The sequence below is a fragment of the uncultured Sphaerochaeta sp. genome (assembly GCF_963676625.2).
GTDB lineage: Bacteria > Spirochaetota > Spirochaetia > Sphaerochaetales > Sphaerochaetaceae > Sphaerochaeta.
The window spans coordinates 449,225-470,171 of record NZ_CAXXYB010000008.1; the positions used below are offsets into that span (position 1 = coordinate 449,225).

Annotated in this window: 20 protein-coding genes; 9 read left to right on the top strand and 11 right to left on the bottom strand. The window is 43.2% G+C overall.

All coding sequences use genetic code 11. The features are described 5' to 3' along the window. Nucleotides 1–119 precede the first annotated feature (119 nt). Nucleotides 120–2,711 (top strand): bifunctional lysylphosphatidylglycerol flippase/synthetase MprF, encoded by a 2,592-nt coding sequence (mprF, locus tag ACHZBG_RS12730; RefSeq protein WP_320129837.1) that lies wholly within the window; start codon nucleotides 120–122, stop codon nucleotides 2,709–2,711. Between the two features lies 1 nt (nucleotide 2,712). Here the strand turns inward: mprF and ACHZBG_RS12735 are convergent, their stop codons facing one another. Then, on the bottom strand, nucleotides 2,713–3,153 hold the full coding sequence (locus ACHZBG_RS12735; RefSeq protein ID WP_320129838.1) for an Rrf2 family transcriptional regulator: 441 nt from the start codon (nucleotides 3,151–3,153) through the stop codon (nucleotides 2,713–2,715). Nucleotides 3,154–3,309: 156 nt separating this feature from the next. Here ACHZBG_RS12735 and ACHZBG_RS12740 point away from each other — a divergent pair, with 156 nt between their 5' ends. After that, nucleotides 3,310–3,945 carry an NAD(P)-dependent oxidoreductase gene (locus tag ACHZBG_RS12740; protein WP_320129839.1) on the top strand — a complete coding sequence of 212 codons (636 nt, stop codon included), beginning with the start codon at nucleotides 3,310–3,312 and terminating at the stop codon, nucleotides 3,943–3,945. A gap of 30 nt (nucleotides 3,946–3,975) precedes the next feature. Here ACHZBG_RS12740 and ACHZBG_RS12745 read toward each other — a convergent pair whose 3' ends face one another. Together ACHZBG_RS12745 and ACHZBG_RS12750 are read right to left on the bottom strand one after the other, a co-directional pair. Beyond that, nucleotides 3,976–4,530, bottom strand: a complete 555-nt coding sequence (locus ACHZBG_RS12745) for a GNAT family protein (protein ID WP_320129840.1) — start codon at nucleotides 4,528–4,530, stop codon at nucleotides 3,976–3,978. A 16-nt stretch (nucleotides 4,531–4,546) separates the two neighbouring features. Beyond that, a complete protein-coding gene (locus ACHZBG_RS12750) occupies nucleotides 4,547–4,969 on the bottom strand; it encodes a C-GCAxxG-C-C family protein (RefSeq protein WP_320129841.1) in 423 nt (140 codons plus the stop codon). Nucleotides 4,970–5,207: 238 nt separating this feature from the next. Between ACHZBG_RS12750 and ACHZBG_RS12755 the strand changes: the two genes are divergently transcribed. The 4 genes from ACHZBG_RS12755 (at nucleotide 5,208) to ACHZBG_RS12770 (ending at nucleotide 7,947) form a co-directional block, all read left to right on the top strand. Next, nucleotides 5,208–5,462, top strand: a complete 255-nt coding sequence (locus ACHZBG_RS12755; protein WP_320129842.1) for a PadR family transcriptional regulator — start codon at nucleotides 5,208–5,210, stop codon at nucleotides 5,460–5,462. Continuing rightward, nucleotides 5,455–5,742 (top strand): hypothetical protein, encoded by a 288-nt coding sequence (locus ACHZBG_RS12760; RefSeq protein WP_320129843.1) that lies wholly within the window; start codon nucleotides 5,455–5,457, stop codon nucleotides 5,740–5,742. Before ACHZBG_RS12755 ends, ACHZBG_RS12760 begins: the two co-directional genes overlap by 8 nt. A gap of 11 nt (nucleotides 5,743–5,753) precedes the next feature. Beyond that, nucleotides 5,754–6,419: a methyltransferase domain-containing protein gene (locus ACHZBG_RS12765; protein WP_320129844.1), complete on the top strand. Its 666-nt coding sequence runs from the start codon at nucleotides 5,754–5,756 to the stop codon at nucleotides 6,417–6,419. 169 nt (nucleotides 6,420–6,588) lie between these two features. After that, nucleotides 6,589–7,947, top strand: a complete 1,359-nt coding sequence (locus ACHZBG_RS12770) for an MATE family efflux transporter (protein ID WP_320129845.1) — start codon at nucleotides 6,589–6,591, stop codon at nucleotides 7,945–7,947. Nucleotides 7,948–7,961: 14 nt separating this feature from the next. Here ACHZBG_RS12770 and ACHZBG_RS12775 read toward each other — a convergent pair whose 3' ends face one another. The 8 genes from ACHZBG_RS12775 to ACHZBG_RS12810 form a co-directional block, all read right to left on the bottom strand. Then, nucleotides 7,962–10,271, bottom strand: coding sequence for a bacteriohemerythrin (locus ACHZBG_RS12775; RefSeq protein ID WP_320129846.1), 2,310 nt, complete (start codon nucleotides 10,269–10,271; stop codon nucleotides 7,962–7,964). Nucleotides 10,272–10,655: 384 nt separating this feature from the next. After that, on the bottom strand, nucleotides 10,656–11,342 hold the full coding sequence (locus ACHZBG_RS12780; RefSeq protein WP_320129847.1) for an ABC transporter permease: 687 nt from the start codon (nucleotides 11,340–11,342) through the stop codon (nucleotides 10,656–10,658). A 9-nt stretch (nucleotides 11,343–11,351) separates the two neighbouring features. Next, complete coding sequence (locus ACHZBG_RS12785; protein ID WP_320129848.1) at nucleotides 11,352–12,278, bottom strand: ABC transporter ATP-binding protein; 927 nt, start codon at nucleotides 12,276–12,278, stop codon at nucleotides 11,352–11,354. A 24-nt stretch (nucleotides 12,279–12,302) separates the two neighbouring features. After that, nucleotides 12,303–13,742, bottom strand: a complete 1,440-nt coding sequence (locus ACHZBG_RS12790; RefSeq protein ID WP_320129849.1) for a universal stress protein — start codon at nucleotides 13,740–13,742, stop codon at nucleotides 12,303–12,305. A gap of 26 nt (nucleotides 13,743–13,768) precedes the next feature. Then, nucleotides 13,769–14,464 (bottom strand): pyridoxamine 5'-phosphate oxidase family protein, encoded by a 696-nt coding sequence (locus tag ACHZBG_RS12795; protein WP_320129850.1) that lies wholly within the window; start codon nucleotides 14,462–14,464, stop codon nucleotides 13,769–13,771. A 6-nt stretch (nucleotides 14,465–14,470) separates the two neighbouring features. Continuing rightward, on the bottom strand, nucleotides 14,471–16,090 hold the full coding sequence (locus ACHZBG_RS12800) for a cytochrome ubiquinol oxidase subunit I (protein ID WP_320129851.1): 1,620 nt from the start codon (nucleotides 16,088–16,090) through the stop codon (nucleotides 14,471–14,473). A gap of 120 nt (nucleotides 16,091–16,210) precedes the next feature. After that, nucleotides 16,211–16,765, bottom strand: a complete 555-nt coding sequence (locus ACHZBG_RS12805) for a DUF2231 domain-containing protein (protein ID WP_320129852.1) — start codon at nucleotides 16,763–16,765, stop codon at nucleotides 16,211–16,213. Between the two features lie 431 nt (nucleotides 16,766–17,196). Continuing rightward, nucleotides 17,197–17,358 carry a hypothetical protein gene (locus ACHZBG_RS12810; protein ID WP_320129853.1) on the bottom strand — a complete coding sequence of 54 codons (162 nt, stop codon included), beginning with the start codon at nucleotides 17,356–17,358 and terminating at the stop codon, nucleotides 17,197–17,199. A gap of 179 nt (nucleotides 17,359–17,537) precedes the next feature. On the opposite strand from ACHZBG_RS12810, the gene ACHZBG_RS12815 reads away from it, so the two are divergent. The 3 genes from ACHZBG_RS12815 to ACHZBG_RS12825 are packed head-to-tail and all read left to right on the top strand — an operon-like array spanning nucleotide 17,538 to nucleotide 20,933. Then, entirely contained in the window at nucleotides 17,538–18,257 is a 720-nt protein-coding gene (locus tag ACHZBG_RS12815; protein WP_320129854.1) for a Crp/Fnr family transcriptional regulator, read from the top strand. After that, the gene (locus ACHZBG_RS12820) at nucleotides 18,241–19,632 is read left to right on the top strand and encodes a sulfatase-like hydrolase/transferase (protein ID WP_320129855.1); all 1,392 of its coding nucleotides are present in this window, start codon (nucleotides 18,241–18,243) and stop codon (nucleotides 19,630–19,632) included. Before ACHZBG_RS12815 ends, ACHZBG_RS12820 begins: the two co-directional genes overlap by 17 nt. A gap of 2 nt (nucleotides 19,633–19,634) precedes the next feature. Then, on the top strand, nucleotides 19,635–20,933 hold the full coding sequence (locus ACHZBG_RS12825; RefSeq protein ID WP_320129856.1) for a sugar ABC transporter substrate-binding protein: 1,299 nt from the start codon (nucleotides 19,635–19,637) through the stop codon (nucleotides 20,931–20,933). Nucleotides 20,934–20,947: the final 14 nt, after the last annotated feature.

Sequence of the window (20,947 nt, forward strand, 5' to 3'; positions counted from 1 at the left end):
TGCCTTGATTCTCTTTTCCCCCTCCTGCTTCTTTGCCAGCTTAAAATCATTGCCCGCTGAATGATTTTCTGATAGGCTTTTCATAGAATCTTGTTTTCGCGTGGTGGGGTAATCATTATATGACCAGGACATCAAAAGCCTCTGTCGTTGCAAAAATACAAGCCTTCTGGAAAAAAGCAAAACCTTTTTTCATCCTGGCAATCCTTTGTCTCGCCTTGTTGCTCCTTTTCGATACCATGAAAGCCTATCGTCATCATGATCTTATAAAGAACCTGAAATCTTATTCCTCCATTACGATTCTCACGGCCTTGGCCCTTACGACCTGCAACTATTTCATACTGACCTTCTATGATGTCCTGGCCATGAAATATGTAGGGAAGAAGCTGTCCTATGGAAAGACGGCCTTCACTTCCTTCATGAGCTACGTCTTCAGCTACAATATTGGCCTATCGCTCTTTGGCTCCAGCACAATGCGCTATCGTTTCTATTCCTTATGGGGGTTGGATGGTGAAGATATTGCAAAAATCGTAGCCTTCTGTGTATCTACCTTCTGGCTTGGACTGGCAACCATGGGTGGCTGCTCCCTGTTATTCAGCGCTTCTTCCTCAACGGTGGTTCTTCCTTTCGGTTTTTCGTCCCATGTCATTGGCTTTCTTTTGGTCGGAGCCGTCTTAGCCTATGCAGGAATTGCATTGTCAGGGAAAGTGGGACTGCATATACGCTCCTTCTCCCTGGAAGTTCCTGCATTCCCCATTGCTGCCAAACAAATACTCGTCTCTTCACTCGATTGGTTCCTTGCTGCTTCGGTTTTTTACACCTTGCTTCCTGCCGAAAAACCTGGTTTCTTGCCTTGCCTGGGAATTTTTGTAATTGCCCAGTTGGTAGGTGCTGTCAGCCATGTACCGGGAGGTATCGGCGTATTCGAATCCATGATCATGCTATCCCTTTCCTCCTCCATACCCTCTGATGTCCTGTTTGGGGCCTTGATAGCCTATCGTGCAATTTATTATTTGGCACCCCTATTGGTCGGAATCATTGGTTTCGTATTGCAGGAAGCATATATCCAACGAAAAACGCTTCGCACAGGGGCTACCCAGACAGCCAGGGTCCTTGCTCCGTTTATTCCTACGGTCCTGTCAATTCTTGTCTTCATCGCAGGAGCCGTCCTCATCTTCTCCGGGGCAACCCCCGCCATAAAGACGCGTCTGATGTTCCTCGACCCCTTCATTCCTCTTCCCTTGCTCGAGTTTTCCCATTTTGCCGCCAGCCTTACCGGTTTGGCACTTCTGGTAATTGCGGATGCCTTACGTCGCAGAATCGACGGTGCATATTATTTGACCATCATATTGCTTATCGTAGGGGCTGTCCTATCCTTGCTGAAAGGTTTCGATTGGGAGGAGGCCTTGGTCATGGGCTTCGTTTTATTGCTGTTGCTTCCCTCCCGCCAATTATTCTACCGACATGCCGCGATGCTTTCCCCCTCGTCGGGCCTTCCTTGGTTCATAGGAGTCGGAACCGTTTTTGCAGTGGCTATATGGCTAGGCCTCTTTTCCTTCAAGCATATACAATATTCAAGTGAACTATGGTGGGTATTTGAATTCAAGAAAGATGCACCGCGCGCCTTGCGTGCAGGTCTGGGCCTCGGAATTTCAGCGGCAATCATTTCACTGCGCCTCTTGCTCTCCCCTGTATTCAAGCTAACGCACAGGACCTACGAAAAAGATCGCGAGACGTTGGAGACTATCCGCAAGAAAGGCAACAGGGCCTCTGCAGAACTTTCCTTGCTAGGCGATAAATACTTCTTCATCAATGAAAGCAAGAACGCCTTCCTCATGTATGGGGAGATCAACAACATGTTGGTCGTAATGGGAGACCCCATAGGCGAGGAGCAAACCTTCCCCGACTTATTATGGACTTTTTATGAACAGGCCCGCAGACAAGGACTCCGCGTCGTATGGTATGAGATATCCTCTTCCTACCTTCCGGTATTCGTCGAATTGGGGATGCATATCTTCAAGCTGGGGGAAGAAGCCGTAGTCGATCTACGCACATTCACCTTGGAAGGTTCGGCAGGGAGAAACCTTAGGCCACCGAGAAACAAGATGATCCGTGAACAATACTCGTTTACTGTATTCTCAAAAGAAGAGACTACTTCACATATTCAAGAGTTGCGAACGATTTCCAATGCGTGGCTTGCTTCCAAGAATGCCAAGGAGAAAGGATTTTCTTTAGGGTATTTCGATGAAGCCTATATAAGCCAATTTCCTTGCGCCGTAGTCATGAAGGAAAATACCATCGTGGCCTTTGCAAACCTTTGGTCCAGCGGGGATGCCAAGGAACTTTCCGTTGACCTGATGCGACATCTTGACGAGGCGCCCGGGGGCGTCATGGAATATCTTTTCATCGAATGCATGTTGTGGGGCAAGGAACAGGGCTATGAGCATTTTGATCTGGGAATGGCTCCAATGTCAGGATTGGAAACCAGGCAAGGTGCCCCGCTTTGGAACAAGGGCGTGAATTTCCTCTTCCAGAATGGAGAGGGAATCTATAATTTCCAAGGTCTCAGGTCATTCAAGAATAAATTCAATCCGAACTGGACTCCAGTCTATTTGGCAGTTCCCTCTTCCGTTACCACCGCTTCCTTGCCTATTGTTGCAATGAACATCACCCAACTAGTCGGAAAAGGCAAGAATATCGCAATTTCACACTGACCTATTCTTTTTCTTCTGTGATATATTTCTCGGTTTCTTGTTGCAACTCAGCAAGGGTCGTAGTTTTCAGATTATCTTCAAAGACTTGCTGGGCTTCTATCAGATGACCATCAAGTATTGCGTGGATATTCTTGCCCACTACACACAGCGGATTCGGTTGTTCATGGAATCCAAAGAGGTTCTCTTGTGCACTTTCCGAAGCTTGATAAATATCGAAGAGCGTAATTTCCCATGCTGATTTTGCCAAGGAAGCTCCCCCGGTTCCAGCTTGTACGGTAATCAGACCTGCACGTTTGAGGTCTGCAAGGGTACGTCTGACGATTACCGGATGCACACAGACACTCGAGGCAATGAAAAGAGAGGTTACCTTACGCTCATTCGCGAACAAATCTATGAGCAAGAGAGTATGGACTGCAATGGTGAATTTGCTGCTTATCTGCATACAGGTACCATAGCATGGCTTACATGTAATGACAATAGTTACATCCACTTTGATGTAATCATTGACATTACAACAGTGAAGTGCTACGCTTTAGTTGTAATTATAATTATTACAACTAATCATTCAAGTAAACATTCATTACAGGAGTATATACATATGAAAATTGCAATCATCGGAACTTCAGGAAAAGCAGGAAGCTTGATAGCCAAGGAAGCAGTAGCTCGCAACCATGAAGTAACAGGCTTTGCAAGAAGAGCAGAAGCCGTCGTTCCCAAGGGAGTCAAACAGATCACCAAGGATATCCTTTCCATCACCAAAGAAGATTTGTCCGGTTTTGACGTCGTCATCGACGCCTTTGGTACCTGGGCTGAGGAGACGCTACCTCTTCATACTGTTTCTTGCATGCACCTTTGCGACACTGTATCAGGAACTGATACCCGCCTACTGGTCATGGGAGGTGCAGGAAGCCTGTACACTGACAAGACCCACACGCTGCAATTGGTAAATACTCCTGAATTCCCCAAGGAATACACAGCAGCTTCCCTGGCACAAGCCAAGGAGCTGGAGAAACTTCGTAAAAGAAGTGATGTTCGTTGGACCTTTTTCTCCCCTGCCATCGTGTTCCTTCCTGATGGAAAGAGAACTGGAACCTACAAACTTGGCGGTGAGGAATTGATCTTTGATGAAAAAGGCGAAAGTACCATTTCCTATGCCGATTATGCCATAGCCATGATTGATGAGGCCGAACAAGGCAGATTCATCCAGAAGCGATTCACTGCAATCAATAAGTAAGGAGTCAGGGATTGGCAATCGGGAAGAATTTCATTCCTGATTGCCAATTTTCTGTATAGCTCTCCACTCATCTTCCAGAATACTCATTTCCACTAGATTCCAGTACGTCTCACCCATTTTCCTCGCATCCCTCAATATTCCGTCGATTGTAAAACCGGCATGCTTGTAGGTTGCCAGAGCGGGGATATTGAAATCAAACACCCCAAGGGTGACCCGATGCAAACCCAATTTTCCGAAGCAAATTGCAAGGACAGCTTCGACGATAGCCTTGCCCGCACCTTTTCCCCTGAACCCGGATTCTCCGACAATGACTTTGGTAACCCTTGCCGATCCATTATCCCTGTCGATGCTTCCAATGGAAACATGGCCGATTCCCTGGTTCGTGGAAGCAAGGAGAACCCTATAATTCAGTTTATCGGAGGTTTGCTCATTGTTTGCATCCTGGTTATACGCAAATAATTGTTCTGCCGTAAGGGGATAGTGGAACATCGGTCCCGCCCATTGCATGAGAAAAGGAGCCTCGCCACTCCAACCTATGAGCTCGTCAAAATCTTGAGGCGTAAACGGAACCAGTTGTATTTCCATGGGAAAAATATCCTTTCTATTGAATCGAACTATTTGCAGTACGTATAAAGTCACGCGTAAAAGCGATTGCTTTTACCGTCAGGTTCTCACAGACATGGGGAGCGTCAGTTTCCTGAAATCCGTTCGGCCGAAGGTCTCGACATTCCAACGACGAAAATTCTTGGGTGAACTCTTCTGCATAGCTATAACAGAGCTTACTTATTGATTCATCAGCTTGCCCTTTCTGTGCAAAGAAAATTCCCAGGAACATCAAAGCTCCCTCTACCAGACCGCATTGAGCCCTGTACCCACCCGCTCCATGCATGCCGATGGCAGCCTGCAAAGTTTGGTTCTCAAGGGGAACCTCGAAAAGAGTTCCCAAAGCAAACAACATGGTACGGGCACAGTTGATGTCTTTTTCCCAATAGCTACTATGTACAAGTTCTTCTATGGTTTGCATGGTACTGAATTCCTTTCATCAATTTTCTCACATTTTATATCTTGGTATCAAGGCATTTTCTTATTTTCCCTCGTTCAAGTCTCTTCTTGAAAGGTTCAAGTAACTACCTTCAAATAAAAATACGGCCAAACCTGGATGCAAGCGTGTAAATATATGTAAAAAAAGAAGAAGCAAATACTTGACATAATAGTCAGTACTGAGTATATACATAGTCAATACTGACTAATAGGAGTTATACATGGTTCCCTTATATATTCTTGGAGTGCTTCAGAGAATGGGCCCAATGCATGGATATCGAATCAAGAAACTGATCAGTGAACAGCTCTCGGATTTCACGCAAATCAAATTGCCTACCATCTATTATCATCTGGAAAAAATGACCCAAAGCGGTTTGATTTCCGTAGATGTCATCGATTCAACAAGTTCCAGGCCAGAAAAAAACCATCTATGCAATTACGGAATCAGGAAGGCTTGCCTTCAAAAAGATGCTTGAAGAGACTCTCTCCTTCTCCTATCGTCCTACATTTTCCTCAGATGCTACATTCTTCTTTGCAGATGCCCTCGATCCAGCTGATTTGATCAAACATCTACAGATATATGCAGACACCCTGAAAAAAAGCCTTGAACAAATCAAACGCCATGAGGCTGAAACAATGACCTATATCCCTGAAGAGTCAAAACTGATGGCCTCAATCATTTTCAACCATCATCTGGACCATTTCCACTCAGAATATACCTGGACTATGGATACCCTGCATACCTTGCAGGCATAAGGAGAAAAATTATGCGTAGACGAGTCGTCGAAACAAATGAAGGCATTCAAGATACTCTGACAGTGGAAGTATTTGATGCATTTGCAAAGGGAATGCGAGACAAACACTGGAACAATGTGGACACGTTCATCAAGACAGGAATCACTTCGGGAACAGTTCTGGAAATTGGTCCGGGGCCTGGGTATGTAGGGCTTGAGTGGCTCTTGCAAACCAAGGGAACCACGCTTACAGGCTGCGAGATCAGCAAGGCCATGATAGCTGTAGCCCAGAAGAATGCCGCACAATACCAATTGTCAGATCGTGTGCAATATGTAGAAGGAACAGGTCTGCACATGCCTTTTGAGGATAGTTCCTTTGATGCTGTCTTTTCAAACGGATCGCTCCATGAATGGGAGGACCCTGCATTGGTACTGAACGAGATTTTTCGTGTATTGAAGCCAGGAGGACGGATGTGCATCACTGATATGCGACGGGATGTATCGTTTCTGAAAACCTATCTGATTTATGCTTCGACCAAACCCAAGGCCATCCGCCCAGGATTTCTCTCCTCGCTCAGGGCTTCCTATCTGACCAAGGAACTCGATGAGATCTTTTTGCAGTCTGTCTGGAAAGACAACCATGCTATACAGAAGGAATTCTTTGGCTTGTGTGCCACTGCCCGCAAACCGGCATACTAGAAAAACCCTGGCCTCTGCGATCAAGTACTTTATTCAGAAGACTCCAAGAAAGGGATAAAAGCAACAATCTCTTCATCTTCCTGAAAATATCCTCAGGTTCCCCCAACCAAGTATTTCCTCATTTTACTCTTGCATAGTCCTTTCCAACTGGGATACAGTACAAGACACAATGAAACGAAATACTAGGTTGATGACAATAGGGTCAATACATAAAAATATCCTTTCTTTTGCTTTGCCAATCTTCATCGGAAACTTGTTCCAACAACTATACAATACGACAGACTCCCTGGTAGTCGGGAATTTTGTCGGCAAAGAGGCACTTGCCGCCATTACCTCCTGTGGTCCCTTGACGTTTCTTTTGGTTGGACTTTTCCAAGGTATTTTTGTTGGCGCCGGGGTTGTGATATCCTCTTTCTTTGGTTCAGGGGACTTATCATCAGTGCGAAAGACCATTCATACCGCCGTCGCCTTTGGCCTTTGCAGCAGTCTTGTCCTTACGTTTGTTGGATATTTCGGAGCACCCTACTTCCTTCATTGGATGGGAACTCCTGATTCAGTATTCAAGGAAGCCAACACGTATATCAGTATATACTTCTTGGGAATCGGTGCCCTGATCTTGTACAATACGTCAACAGGCATCCTGCAGGCTGTAGGCGATAGTCGGCATCCTCTTTATTTTTTGATTATTGCCTCAATATTGAATATCATTCTGGACCTGCTCTTTGTCGGGGTATTCCATCTTGGCATTGCAGGAACTGCCTATGCAACGATCATCAGTCAGGTAGTGAGTGTATGTTTCTCGTTTCGCCTGCTTCTGACAACCAAAGAAGTGTTCAGGGTTGAATTGAAACAAATTCGCTTTCACAAGGGCTTATTGCCAAAAATACTGAAGATAGGCATTCCCTCCGGCATACAAAACTCAGTCACTTCCCTGGCAAATCTATTTGTACAATCCAGTATCAATTTATTCGGGGCCTCTGCAATGGCAGGCAATGGGGCTATGCTAAGAATCCAAGGCTTTGCCCTGATCCCCGTGACAAGCTTTGCCCTTGCCCTGACGACCTTCACAAGCCAGAATATGGGAGCCAGGGATTTGGACAGGGTAAAAAAAGGTGCCAGGTTCGGAATTGCCTTTTCCATGTTTTTGGCAGAGAGCATTGGAATGCTCCTGTATTTCAATGCAGCAACCTTGCTTTCCTGGTTCAGTCGAGATCCTGAAGTCATTGCCTATGGAGTGCAAAAGGCTCACATTGCTTCCATATTCCTCTTTGCCGTAGCCCTTTCCCATGCCATGGCCGGAATATTCAGGGGAGCCGGAAAATCCATCATCCCCATGACAGTCATGCTTACCTGTTGGTGTATTATCCGAATGCTTTATATCAAGGTCGGGCTCTCTTTCCTTATGGATATAAGGGTTGTCTATTGGGCCTATCCCATTACCTGGTCCTTGAGTTCCTCGGCCTTCCTCTTGTTGTTCTTCTTTTCAAACTGGATGGGCAATAAAGACAAATCAATTGACCTGCATTGAACACTCTGCAAGTTCTATTGTTTTCCGACAAATTCCTGTTTGGAAAAGGGAAAATATTTAATATCTTCAATCAGCAAGTGCTCCATGATTACATTCTTTGAAAGAAAATTGATGCAATCCTCAAGACTGGATTTACCCTCTTTGGTTTCCAAGAGAAGCTTTTGGACTTTGGCATATAACATTTGATGTTCTAGCTTGTGCTCCGCATATCCAGGATACTTGATAGCTTCCAGGTAGGCTTCCTCATCCCTGAAATGTTCCGCAATATGGAGACTGAGAGAATCCAACAGCACTGAAAGCTGCGCTTGTTCCGCATTTCTCAGAAGAGCCTCGATCAAATCATTCCCCAAGTCTATAAGTTCTTTATGTTGCCTATCAATCTCTGGCTGGCCACTGGCAAAACGGGGTTGCCATTGAAACAGGACATATTGGTTTTCCAGATCAGTTCTACTTACACTGACTCTGTTACGTCCATCCAATTTAGAACGATACAGTGCAAGATCTACACGCTTGAAAAGAAATTCCAAGGCCTCTCCCTCGATATATTGTGTCACTCCGATACTTATGGTAACAGTTCCGACATTCGGATGCTGGATCTCCTGGGTTTGCAAACGTATGCGTTCGGCAATCCTCACAGCTTCATCCAAAGGAGTATTCTCCAAAAGAATAACAAACTCCTCGCCTCCCCATCGGGCAAACCAATCAGTATTGGGAAGGAGGGAAGCAATCACAGATACGGTTTTTTTCAGGACTTCATCACCGGTTACATGCCCCCAAGTATCATTGACATCCTTGAATTTATCCAAATCCAACAATAACAGGGACAAAGCTCCACTCTTTCCATACTCAGTAGTTATCTTTTTCTGCAAGCTTTGTTCAAAATACTGCCTGTTGCGAATCTTCGTAAGATAATCCCTCGTAGATGATTCCCTGAGTATTTTGTTTTTCTCTTGCAGTTCCTCATTCAAGAGACGAAGCGTTTCCTCACTCTTGAGTAAGGCGCTCTCTGTGTGTTTCTTTTCCGTAATATCCCGTACTATGGAAACCAGTTGGATGGCATTGCCTGTGACATCTTTTATTACATCGCTATTCACTTCAATGTTAAACAATACCCCGTCGACCCTCTTTGCTACATATTCGGAGGCTCCTACAAGGTTTCCAGAGAATAGTTTCCTAAAGTTTGCCTTCATCAGCTCCAAACTCTCATCAGCAATAAAATCGTGTAAAAACTTACCCAGAGGTATCTCTCCCTTTGGGTTACCGACCAATTCAGCAGTAATGGGAGAAGCCATGACAATCATTCCCTCTTTATCAACAATAAGGATTGCATCAGGAGAAGTATTTACGATTGATCGATAGAGTTCTTCACTGGAGGCAAGCAATTTGCTTTTCTCTTTCAAGGTAGTTTCCCTTGATTTTGCTTTTTTATAGAGACGTCTGAAGTGTTCAATCAGTCCAATGCCAATGCCAATTATCACAAAAAGAACTCCAAGTCTAATAAAAAACAGGGGATAAGCGGAAGTCTTTTCTGCTGGGAGGATATACTTTTCAGAAATGGTCATAAGCTCTTCAAGAGAAACAGTATCGACGGCTTTGTCCATTATGGATTGCAATATAAGGTTATCGGGGGCTACGGCAAATCTCAAGGATTCCTCAACTGTCGATAGATGTCCCACTACAGCGAGAGAAGGAAGTTTTTCCTCCTTGATCATGGTAAAAAATACGGAAGAAGAACCTATACCCAGAGGGGCCTTCCCAGAATCTACATAAGAATAGACATCCAGATCAGAATCAACCTCAATGGTTGAAATATTGGGGTACTTAGCGGCCAACCATGAGGAAAGTCCACTAGCTTGCCTTACGGCAGCAAAAATTTTAGGTTCCTTTGAAAGATCCCTTACAGGAGCATGCTCAGCATTGGCTATGATACCAAGGGATTCCGAAAAAAGCGAATTGGAAAAATGAAGACTATCTTCCAGAATATCGGGAATACTGAAAGTCATCACGGCATCAACGGTTCCGGATACCACATCGTCTATCCTGGATTTCTCAGTCGGAGAAGCTATCAATGTAAAAGAAAGACCAGTCCTGTTGGAAATAAGGGAAAGTGCATCAGAGATAATTCCAGTATATTCGGTTGTTGAAAGAGCTTTCTCATACGGAAATCCTACTGGGTCGATATATAGCACAAGCGGACCATGGCTATCGATATACTGTTGTTCCTCTGCAGTCAACGCAAAAAAAGCCCCCTGAGAAGGATTTTCACCAAAAAGAGGAAAAACAAGAAATACTATCAATAATAAACACAATCGTTTTTTTACCACTATATCTATCCTAAGACGCAAAATAAAAACCTCAGGCGTTATCGGACCTGACTATAGGTATATAGTCCATCAATATTTGACTCCATGCAAGGAACTCTGGAGATATCTTCCAAAATTGAGTGAAACTCAAGTCTTCCATACAGAAAAAACAATTGGAAAACTGGATCATAGGCTACCATAGAATATTTAACGGTACAAGGTCATGGATACCATATAAAATCAAGAATTAAAGAGCCAATTTTAAAATACTGTAGTTCACTTATGAATATTCAAGAATATCTGTATAAGAATGCAAAGCACATGAAGTGCCGCAACTATTCTTGTATTTTCCCTGATGAAGAAGGACATCCTTAAATCTTGCATCAGGTTTCGGATACCTGGAGTTTACGAAAAGATCCATATTTTTTTAGAAGCGAACATTGCAAATCCAAGCCAAATAAAACAGGGGATGACTGATAACACCAATATGACTAATGTATTACCACCTTTGCCAATAAACGTGAGGAAAAATTCATCAAACGGAAAAAACCAGGTAATCACAGTCGGAATCGGGATAAAGGAAATCGCACCCGAAAGCAGCACCGTGAGTAAGACCGATATAATCGAATATAAATGTACTTCTCCCGAAGTCTTGGCAAGAAACCCAACAAGCACACCCAGTGTATTTGCCACAAGCACAGACGCTAACAGTGCTACGACGGAAAGAGCTAGGTCTTTCATAGATAATCTTGCATTGAAAACGATGAGAATAAAAGGAAGAACAATCTGACCGACATCTAAAATCGTATTTGCCACGATATAATCCAAAGTCAGTCTCCAATAAGGAATCGGAAGAACTGCCATTCTTTCCATCATTTTGGTCTCTTTCAGGCGTACAAAGCCAACCGATGAGCCAAAAATCCCGAAAAAAATCACAAACCCCAGTATGACTCCTGCTTTTACCAAAACGTCCGTTTTACTGAAAGCTATTGGGGAGATCAATAAAAGGGGAAGGATGATTTTTATTGCCAAAGATCTTTTGTTCTGTAAATCTTCAAGAATTTCTTTTTTTATCAATCCATCAGGTTGCATACTAATTCCTCAATTGTTTTTTAAATAAACATCCGCAAGATTTGGTTCTTCCATCTGTATTTTTTTAATCATTCCCCGATTATGAACAATTTGAAAAATAATCTCTGGCAAAGGATTTCGCTGTGGTTTCACCATAATTTCCAAAACAAACCCCTCTTTGTTTTCTGAAGTTTCAATGTGCGATATATCCAATAGCTTTTCAAAATATATAAGCGAAATGGGATTCATAAGGGTGACGATAATTTTACTGTCTTTTTTTACCTCTGATAGAAGTTTATCTGGCGTCCCATTGGCAATTAATTTTCCGTTTTTCAATATTACGATTTGCTGACCTATGATCGTAGCTTCGTATATATCATTTGTTGAAATAACAGTAGAAACACCTTGCTGGGACAAATCACCGATCAATCGGTAAAATTCCAACCTTGAAGTATAATCAAGCCCCATTGTCGGTTCATCCAAAAGAAGCAGGTCAGGTTTGTGTGCCACCGCCTCCAACAAAGCGAGTTTTCGTCGCATTCCATACGAGTAAGTTGCAACAAGATCATCCTTTTTATCACTCAGACCGATCCACGAAAACAATTCGTCCAAACGGGCGGCAGTCGCATCTTTTTTCTTCATTCCGTAGGAACTAAGAAAAAACCATGCATTTTGATATCCTGTCAAATGCTCAAAGTGCCCGTTGTGATCGAATAGAAATCCGATTCGTTTGCGAAACAATTTGGGGGTTTTCTCGTTCAATCCGTTGAACACGCTGACGCTTCCATTGTCCGGCAGCATCAGAGAAGCAAGCATTTTCAGCATCGTTGACTTACCCGAACCGTTATGTCCCAATAAAACCGTTACCTGCCCTGATATAAAATTAAGCGAAACATTCTCAAGCGCGTGCGTTTTTCCATATCGTTTCTCTACATTGTGAAATTCAGCAATTGTCACAGTATTCGTCATAATACTCATCTTTTATTTTTCAAACTCGATTATGGTGTTTGTTCCGACTCGTACCGGAGATTCCGGTTCGGTGTGCAGTACGATATAGGTCAATATTTTATCACCGACAGAAAGAAGTTGTCCCTGCACTTTGCTTTCAAGAATATGACGGTGAAAATCCGGTGCCATTTTTTTGACTTTTCGGAAGATCACTTTCGTTGCTTGCGCTGCATCCTTACTATTTAACTCGGAATTCGTATGAGCAGAACCGCCGCCCATGCCCATTTTCTGCTGCACTTCGCGTACGATTTCTTCTGTTACTTCATGAAGTCCTTTCCCTTTTGCATATTCTTCAATTGTCCACTCCGCTCTGGAGCGCACAAATTCAGGAATATTGACAATCGCATTCTTCGCTTCTTCTGTCCATTTAATTATAACCACATTTTTTTCAGTTTTCGGTATCATGATTTCTTCTTTTGAAGCAACCGTAACCAAAACGTTGCCCTCAAGCATTCTGCAAAGATGGTGCGTATTCGATCCAATCAACGCAGGTTCTTCACAATGAAGGCCATGCCTGCCAACCACAACCAAACCGGCATTTTTCAATGAGGCAAAATGCAAAATTTGCTCATACACTTTGCCTTCCAGAATTTCAGTTTGAATCTTGACACCTTCTTTTTCACTAATTTTCACCGCTTTTTCCAAACCCTCGCGGTATACTTTTTCCAGTCCTTTATCAATGATTTCATCATGGAGTTTTTCCTGCGCGGTAAAATTAAATTTTTCCTGATCTTTTGGCGGAAGAACCTGAGCAATCGCCTTAAAGACAGTGGAATGAAAAAACGGATCATATACCGCTACTGCAATTACTTTTGCATCAAAAGCACTGGCAATATCCAGCGCTTTATAAAGTGCATGATAGCTTGCTTCGCTGCCATCGATACCGACCACGATCGGACGCCCTTTCAGTTTCCATTTCTTTTTCATCAGGAGTATGTCGGCATCAAAAGTATGCAGCAACAGCCGTTCAGCAACACTACCCAAAGAATGTTCCGGTGTTTCTCCCATTCCACAGCTTCCCAATACGACAAGATCAATCTGTTGTTGCACTATAGTTTTTAACAGTTCCGCATAATTTTTCCCTTCAAGAAGCATGCTTTTGCAGTCTGTACCTTGTTTGATTGACATAGCGCAGATATCTTTTGTATAGGAATCGGAAATCAATCCCAATCCGTTACCGATTAAATCATCATGCGTCTTCTGCAAGTTGCTCAATTGTTCCGTATCTTGATATTTCTCCGGCAGACCATTTTCCATCGCCTGAAAACGATCAAGATGCAATTTTGCCGCGTACACATGGCATGCAAATAAAATTGCGTCTGGATTTTTTCCTGTAATATTTAATGCGGATTCTGCAGCCAAATCAGAACGAGGAGATCCATCCAACGCAACCAATAATTTTTGATATTTCATACTCATCTACCCCTGAATACGTCAGTTTATTTTCTTGAAAAAGGAGTTTTATTTTTTGCATCATGTAAATAAAACAAATATCCAAACGGATAATTTGTTTGGTGAATATGAAATTTGTCCATTGCAAATAGTTCTCTGGCAGCCAGGAGAAATTGATAATAAGGATCAGAATCCGAAACAATACGGATCACCCCATTGAACTGATAACTGGGAAAAACAGGCGCTTCACCACTGTACAGTAGCGAGACAAGCGGATTGTTCGCAATATTTCGCGCGGTCTGTCCTTCGAATATTTCCAAGCCTCCAACGATATATGCATCAAAATTCTGATAATCGGCATAAAAGTCTTTCACTACCGAAACGCGCTGACGTAAGCTTTCATCCTGGGAAAAATCGGCCATTTTCCTTTTGGTCTCAATGAACAACTCACTCACTTCGGATAAAATTGATTCTTTCGGAAGCACACCCATGCCTCTAGTTGAAAGATTGATGGGAAAAATCCCATCACTTGAGGTTGCCAATGTAGGCAAATGCCCGGGCATGCTCTTTATGGCAGAAGCATCTTTATGCTCCATCACTTCAAACATCTTTGTTCGGGATACAGATTGCCATCGCAGAAAATCTTCCGGAAAATTTTGTACGGTTAATTTTTGTTGCGTACCGTCAGGATATTGTATGACGATATCCTGATTTTCAATGTTGATAGCATAATTTGTCTTCATAGTAGGTTATACCTCTTCTGCTTTTTCGGGATGATGTGCGGTGACCTTGGAAACAAACCAGAAGATCATTGTTACAACCATGAGGATAATGAACCAGACTATGTAAATTCGGGATATTGGAATCGGTGTCGGATACGTTTGCCTGCCGGGAACTGGAATGATATTATAAATTAACCACGGGGATCTGGCAGATTCTCTGACATAACCCATTACGATAACAATCCACATGCCGAGCGCGCCACTCATGATGCCTGCTGCCTGCGATGTTTTGGAAAGATTTCCCCATTCTGACTCGCGTATTGCACCGATGGAGATTGTATCGATCATAAGCATCGCCGTTCCGATGATCACGAGCGTAAATATGGCAGCGTATTTGAAATCCATCGTGCCGATTGGATTTGCCCACGCGTCTGAATTATTAATACTGTTTGAGCCAAGCCACGCCGGTTGGACGAGAAAAAATGCACAGACAGCAGCGACCCAAATAAAAATCTTGTAAAATTTCTGTATATTCTTATATTCCGGCAACGACAGGATGCGTTCCCGCCGATTACTGAAATATATAAGGGTCGTCAAAAACAACGCCGATAAAAGCGTAACCATCAGCAGCATTTCCCAGGCCCTCGAGCCATGCATAATCATTTCGAAGGCATCCGGTTGTGCGCTTTGGATTTGCAGCATGTAAAGAAGTCCGAGAACCGGCTGGAAAACAAGGCCCAAAAGCCCCCATGCCACGCCGTAAGAGCCGGCCCAGTCCCATTCACGTTTGGACGCCAGATCCTTACGGTCTTTATAGTGGAACATACTAAGCATTGCAATCAAAAAGCCAAAGAATGATATTGACGCGGCAAACCGGTGAAACGTCAGCCGCCAGACGCTGGCGTTAAACCACCAAGACAAGGCTGTCGGCCAATCCAGCGTCATCCCCCCGGTGCTCCCCCAAGTGATGCCAGTGCCGGGCGTCAGCATACCGCCGGCAACCATATTGATCAAAAACGTCTGAATGAAGACTGCAACGACATACCCATAACCCAATACCTGATGCCAAATTTTTGAAATTTTCCCCCAGGAGAACCAAAAAGCATAGAGAAACAAAATTTCAAGCGCAAACATTATGGCCTCAACCAAAAACGGCCACCAATACAGATGAAATAGATTCGACGCAAACGCTGGGTATAACGCAATGAAGAATAAGACACCACCTACAGCAAAAGTTGCGCCGGTGCTGAATAAAATCACGTTGAACAGTGTTACCGATCGGGCCAGGCGGTTATACCGTTCTTTTTTGTTCTTTAAATAGATACTCAGCGTAACAATGGCAAACAATGATCCGCCTAAGTGCAGATTTGCAAAAAGAACATGGGTCAACATGACCAATGCGATAATGATGGAACGACCGGAAGACCCCATGCCCACTTCTTGAATGGGTAAGGTCTCTCCCATTTTCGGATCCGCGTTTTGCAATGCGGTCGATTGGAGTTCAGTACTTGAAACCAACCCGCCCTGACTGGGGACAATAAAAAAAGATAACACAGCGAGTATTGCTGCAAAAACAAGTACCAGTATACCTATTTTATACATTCCGGACTTAGTTTCCATTATAGCATTTTCATTGTTGTTTTCCATTTCACATTTTCTCCTCAATTCAAAATTTATAGCTGATTAATTTGATCTATAATATGACTGAATAAAGAATTATATTGTTTGCAAAGAAAAGTGTTTTATTGTTTCCATTTCTAACACCCCCTACTTCGGGTCGTTTATCTTAGCTTCCAACAAGGTCCCTCCTTTTTTTCCTAGTACAGCACTGCAGGCAAAGCTGACAAAGCTGAGGATTACAATCAATATATTCTGCAAAATAGTGAAAATATCTTGGTTGATTAAAAATGCCGTCATAGTGGAGGATATCAGAAAGACGAATCCAAACAGCCTTTTTTGATTGATGATCGAACCGAATCTGTCTCTGAATCGCGTCATTGCGTCAAACATTCCGGCTACGGCTGCAAGGCCTACTGAAATCGGCAGAATAATTGATAGTAATTTTTCGGTAACCAGTAGATTGCTACTGTGCTGAATGCATGAAACAATACTAAAGATGAGCATGAGAGACGCCAAACTCTGCGGAAAATGAACAAGGATGGGATGAATATGCATATTGAGTAAGTTCACTCTTTTATCACTGATTGTATATTCATAGGGCTCAAACGTTGTAACAGATGCCCCACAAGCAGGACAAGCCTTCTTCATCTCGAATTCTGTACCAATAAAACCACAAACCTTACATTTTAAATACTTTTTCATTGCAATCACCCCCTATTTCCAAAAGGTAAGTCGGTCAAAAAACAAATGTATAATCTTTCCCAGATTCATGTTTTACTTCCTTCGCCTTCAGATCTGGGTGATATAATCCCGTTTATATGTGCGTTTTATGAAAAACAGGTAGCCACTTAAGAGACGCTGTTCATAAGATTGCTACCAAAAGGGTTTGCATTCCTGTTCCTGAATATCATCCACCCTCTTTTCTCCTACGTCAATACTTGCATTTTTCCTTCTCCGGGAATTGGTGCAAGATACATGCCCTTGGAATTCTGCAGTCTGAACTGAAGGGGAAAAAGGATAGGAGAAAACCATTTCTAAGACACTTGCACTGTGACCGCTGGCTCTCTATCTCCGTCAAGACAGAGTACATTAAATAACTGCATTCTGGGATGCTAGTCCGCAAATCCTATCAACTACCAAATGGGAATCAAATCAGGACGCATCAGGTTCGCATGCAAATGCAAAAAGGAAGAATCCTGGTACTGCATGAGATACGTGTAGAAAGTTTTCATCGCAGAAAGACGGTTGTTCAGTGTAGTTGCTTCATTTTCCCTGTCAGTCGGGCAAAGTTTCATTTTCAATCAATAATGATTTTTGCATTATTACCATTTTTTTGCGGAAAACTTCCAAATTCCAATAACCTTTTTGTTTTCTTTGGTAATAATATTGGGTTTTGATATTATCGTGCCACATGGCATTGTTTACCATGAGTACATAGTGTAAAAACCAAAGTATGAAAAGGAGAACATCTGAGATGAACGCATCACCTGCTGACTTGGAACAGGCAATCAAGACATCACCATGGCTCCAACAATACTGTGCATCGATGCCCAGGCGATTTCTGGCAAAAATGGAACTCATTGACTTCGGCCCAGAAAAGAAAATCATTGTGAAAGGAGAAAAGAATCCTTACATCTATATCATGTATAATGGTTCCTTGCGCATCATCAATGAATTTGATAACGACCGAATATTTGCCTATGCAATAAAGGAGACACCAGGTTTCAGCGGGCTACTTGAATTGCTTTCCGGTCAAGAAAAAGCCACCTCCACGGTCATTACTGCCAGAGAATCACATTTTATCCGAATGAATAAATCTGCGTTTACACAATGGATGGAAGAAGACATCCTGGCCTATCGTTTAGTCGTGAAGACTTTTGCAAACCAACTATATCCTGCATTTTTTTCCATGGGCTCTGCCTATGTATATCCCAAGTATTATGTTCTCCTCCAATTCCTCTTCCGTACCTATGGGCAAGAGGCAACAAGAAACGGATCAGTCATTGTTCCACTGACCAGAGAACGGCTAGGTGAAGAACTTGGATTAAGCTTGAGAACAATCTACCGACTTTGCACCCGTCTCCAAGCCGAGAAGTTCGGGACCATTGTCAAGAAGAAAATCACCTTCACCTCACAGGAAGCAAAACAAATGCAAATCTATCTGGAGAGTCATTCCTATGAACAAATCCCCTAATCTCGTTCTTTTTCTCTCTGATGACCATGGCGCCTGGGCTTCCGGTTGCTATGGGGATCCCTATCTGCAAACACCCAACATTGATTTCTTGGCAGAAAATGGAGTTCAGATGCTCAACGCATTTACACCGACCCCTGTCTGCTCCCCTGCAAGAGCCTGCCTCATGACAGGTAGGCTCGCCTCTCAACATGGAGTCCATGACTATATCGGGACAACCAAGGGATTTGATGTTGACTATAACTGGATGGAAAAGGAAACCCTTCTTCCTGAACTTTTTCAACAGGCCGGGTATGAAACCATATTAGTGGGAAAATGGCATCTTGGTCAGGAACGGATCAGAAAGCAAGGATTTGACCATGCATTTACCATCGGTCCCGATTATCCAATCTTGCACCAGGGGGAACGAACATTTTATCGGGACGATGTCCCTGTATCAACCAATGGAGTACTTTCCGAGACCATTACAGAAGAAGCCGTTTGGTATTTACGGACAAGAACCAATGACAAGCCTTTTTTATTGGTGATCGGTCACTATGCCACTCATAGTCCTTGGCTGGGACATCCAGAGCCCTTGGTTGAATATTATCAAAAGAAAGGGGTAGGCAAAAATCTCTTTGCATACCAGTATCCCTTCGGTACTTTGGTGAACGAAGCAACCGACGTTACCCGGGAACAACCGGCATTGGCGCTTTGCCAATATTATGCAGGGGTTACCGAAATTGACAATTCAGTAGGAAAAATCCTGCACGAACTCAATAATCTCGGTCTCCAGGAAAATACAATGGTTGCCTACACTTCAGATCATGGATTGAATTGCGGTCAGCATGGTCTTTGGGGAAAAGGAAATGCAACCTATCCTTTGAATATGTTGGAACAGTCAATCAGGATTCCCATGATTTTTTATTATCCAAAGAGGTTGCTCAACAAGCAGAAACGTGAGGAATTTGTCGACCATACCGACTTATTCGCCACACTTCTTGATCTTGCCTCCATTGCAGAATCTCCAGAAGCCATCAAAAAGCGGAACAGTCCCGGAAAAAGTTTTCTTTCTTTATTGACAAACACCTATGCAAAAAAGGAAATCAAACGCCTGCAATTCGGGGAATATGGTCCCGTGAGGATGGTAAGGACCCATCGCTATAAACTATGCATGTATCCTGATCAAGCTGACAACTTGCTGTTTGACCTGCAAGAAGACCCCGGAGAGAGAATCAATGTAATTGACGAACAGCCCTATCAAGAAATCATTTCTTCGCTGAAAGATTTGATCAATTCGTTTTTCACAATCTACCAAGAGCCTGGAAAACAAGGAAATCATCCTCATTTGCCCCAATTTAATCCACACGTAGCGTGGAATCATTTCAAGGAGAACTAAGTATGTATAAAAAGACTCTCACTCTGTTTCTCATCTTTGGCCTATGTATGCTTGCCTCGGGTTTTGCCAATGGACAAGGAGAAGCAACCACTCCCAAACAATCAGAACTGAAGATCTTTGTTCCCCAGAGTCCAGGGGTAGTGGATGGCGTAAAAGCCATTGCAGATGCCTACATGCAAAAAAGTCCCCAGGTAACCATCACCGTCCGATCAGTCCCATTCAACAGGTACAAGGAACAATTGCAAGTAATGTGGGCGTCCAATGATGTCGATGACATCATTACCACTGGTTCACCAGATATAAGCAACTATGCCTACTACGGGGCACTCCTGCCACTCGATGATATTCTTCCGCAAGGGGACAAATCCCAATTCATCCAGAGTGCTATTGATGCGGTAACTTATAATGGCAAGATTTATGCCTATCCCTTTAGGGAAGCAGCCTCAGCTATTTTCTATAATAAGGATTATTTCAAGCTCGCCGGAATTGAACCTACACCGCTTGATAAGCCTTGGACATGGAACGAATGGGAACAAAACGTAAAAACCATTCGCACGGCAGTAAAACAAAAGACAGGAAAGGATGTTTGGGGAATTACCTTTCTTTCCAACCCAGGACGGGGAGATTTTTGGCTCACCCCGATTATTCGCAGCGCAGGAAGCCCTGGCTCTCCTACCTACCAGGCAATATCACCTGATGGACTGACACTACACGGATATGCAGACACTCCCCAGGCAATGCAAGCATATCAATTCTATCAAGATCTTTATACAAAAGAAAAGCTTGCCCCGACGGCAGAAGTTCCTGATGCCTTTGGAACAGGACAATCCATTACTTTTCTCTCTTTCCTCAGTTCTGCAAATTCCTTATTGAAAGATTTCCCGGACCTTTCCTGGGGTATCATGCCAATGCCTTATTTCAAGACTCCTTTGACCCATACAGGAGGTTTCACCTATGCTATATCTGCAAAGTCCAAGAATCCAACAGTTGCCAAGGATTTTGTAAAATTCGCAGGATCTGATGAAGGTATAAAAACTTACTTCAATATCTCCGGCAGTGATTTGCTTTCACGTAAAGGTTTTTCAGAAAGATATCCCCAATACTTTGAAGATCCAAACCTGCAAATTTTCTCACAGATTCTTGAGAAATATGGACAAGCTCGGCCCAATACTCCTGGATATGTTCTTTATAACTCAATCATAGGGTTCAATCTTTTCCTGGACCTTGCCTCAGGAGCTGACATACAGAAAACTGTTGAATCAAAAATCAATGAATTCGAGACTCAGGTTCGTTCAATGTAATGCATTTATGTTAC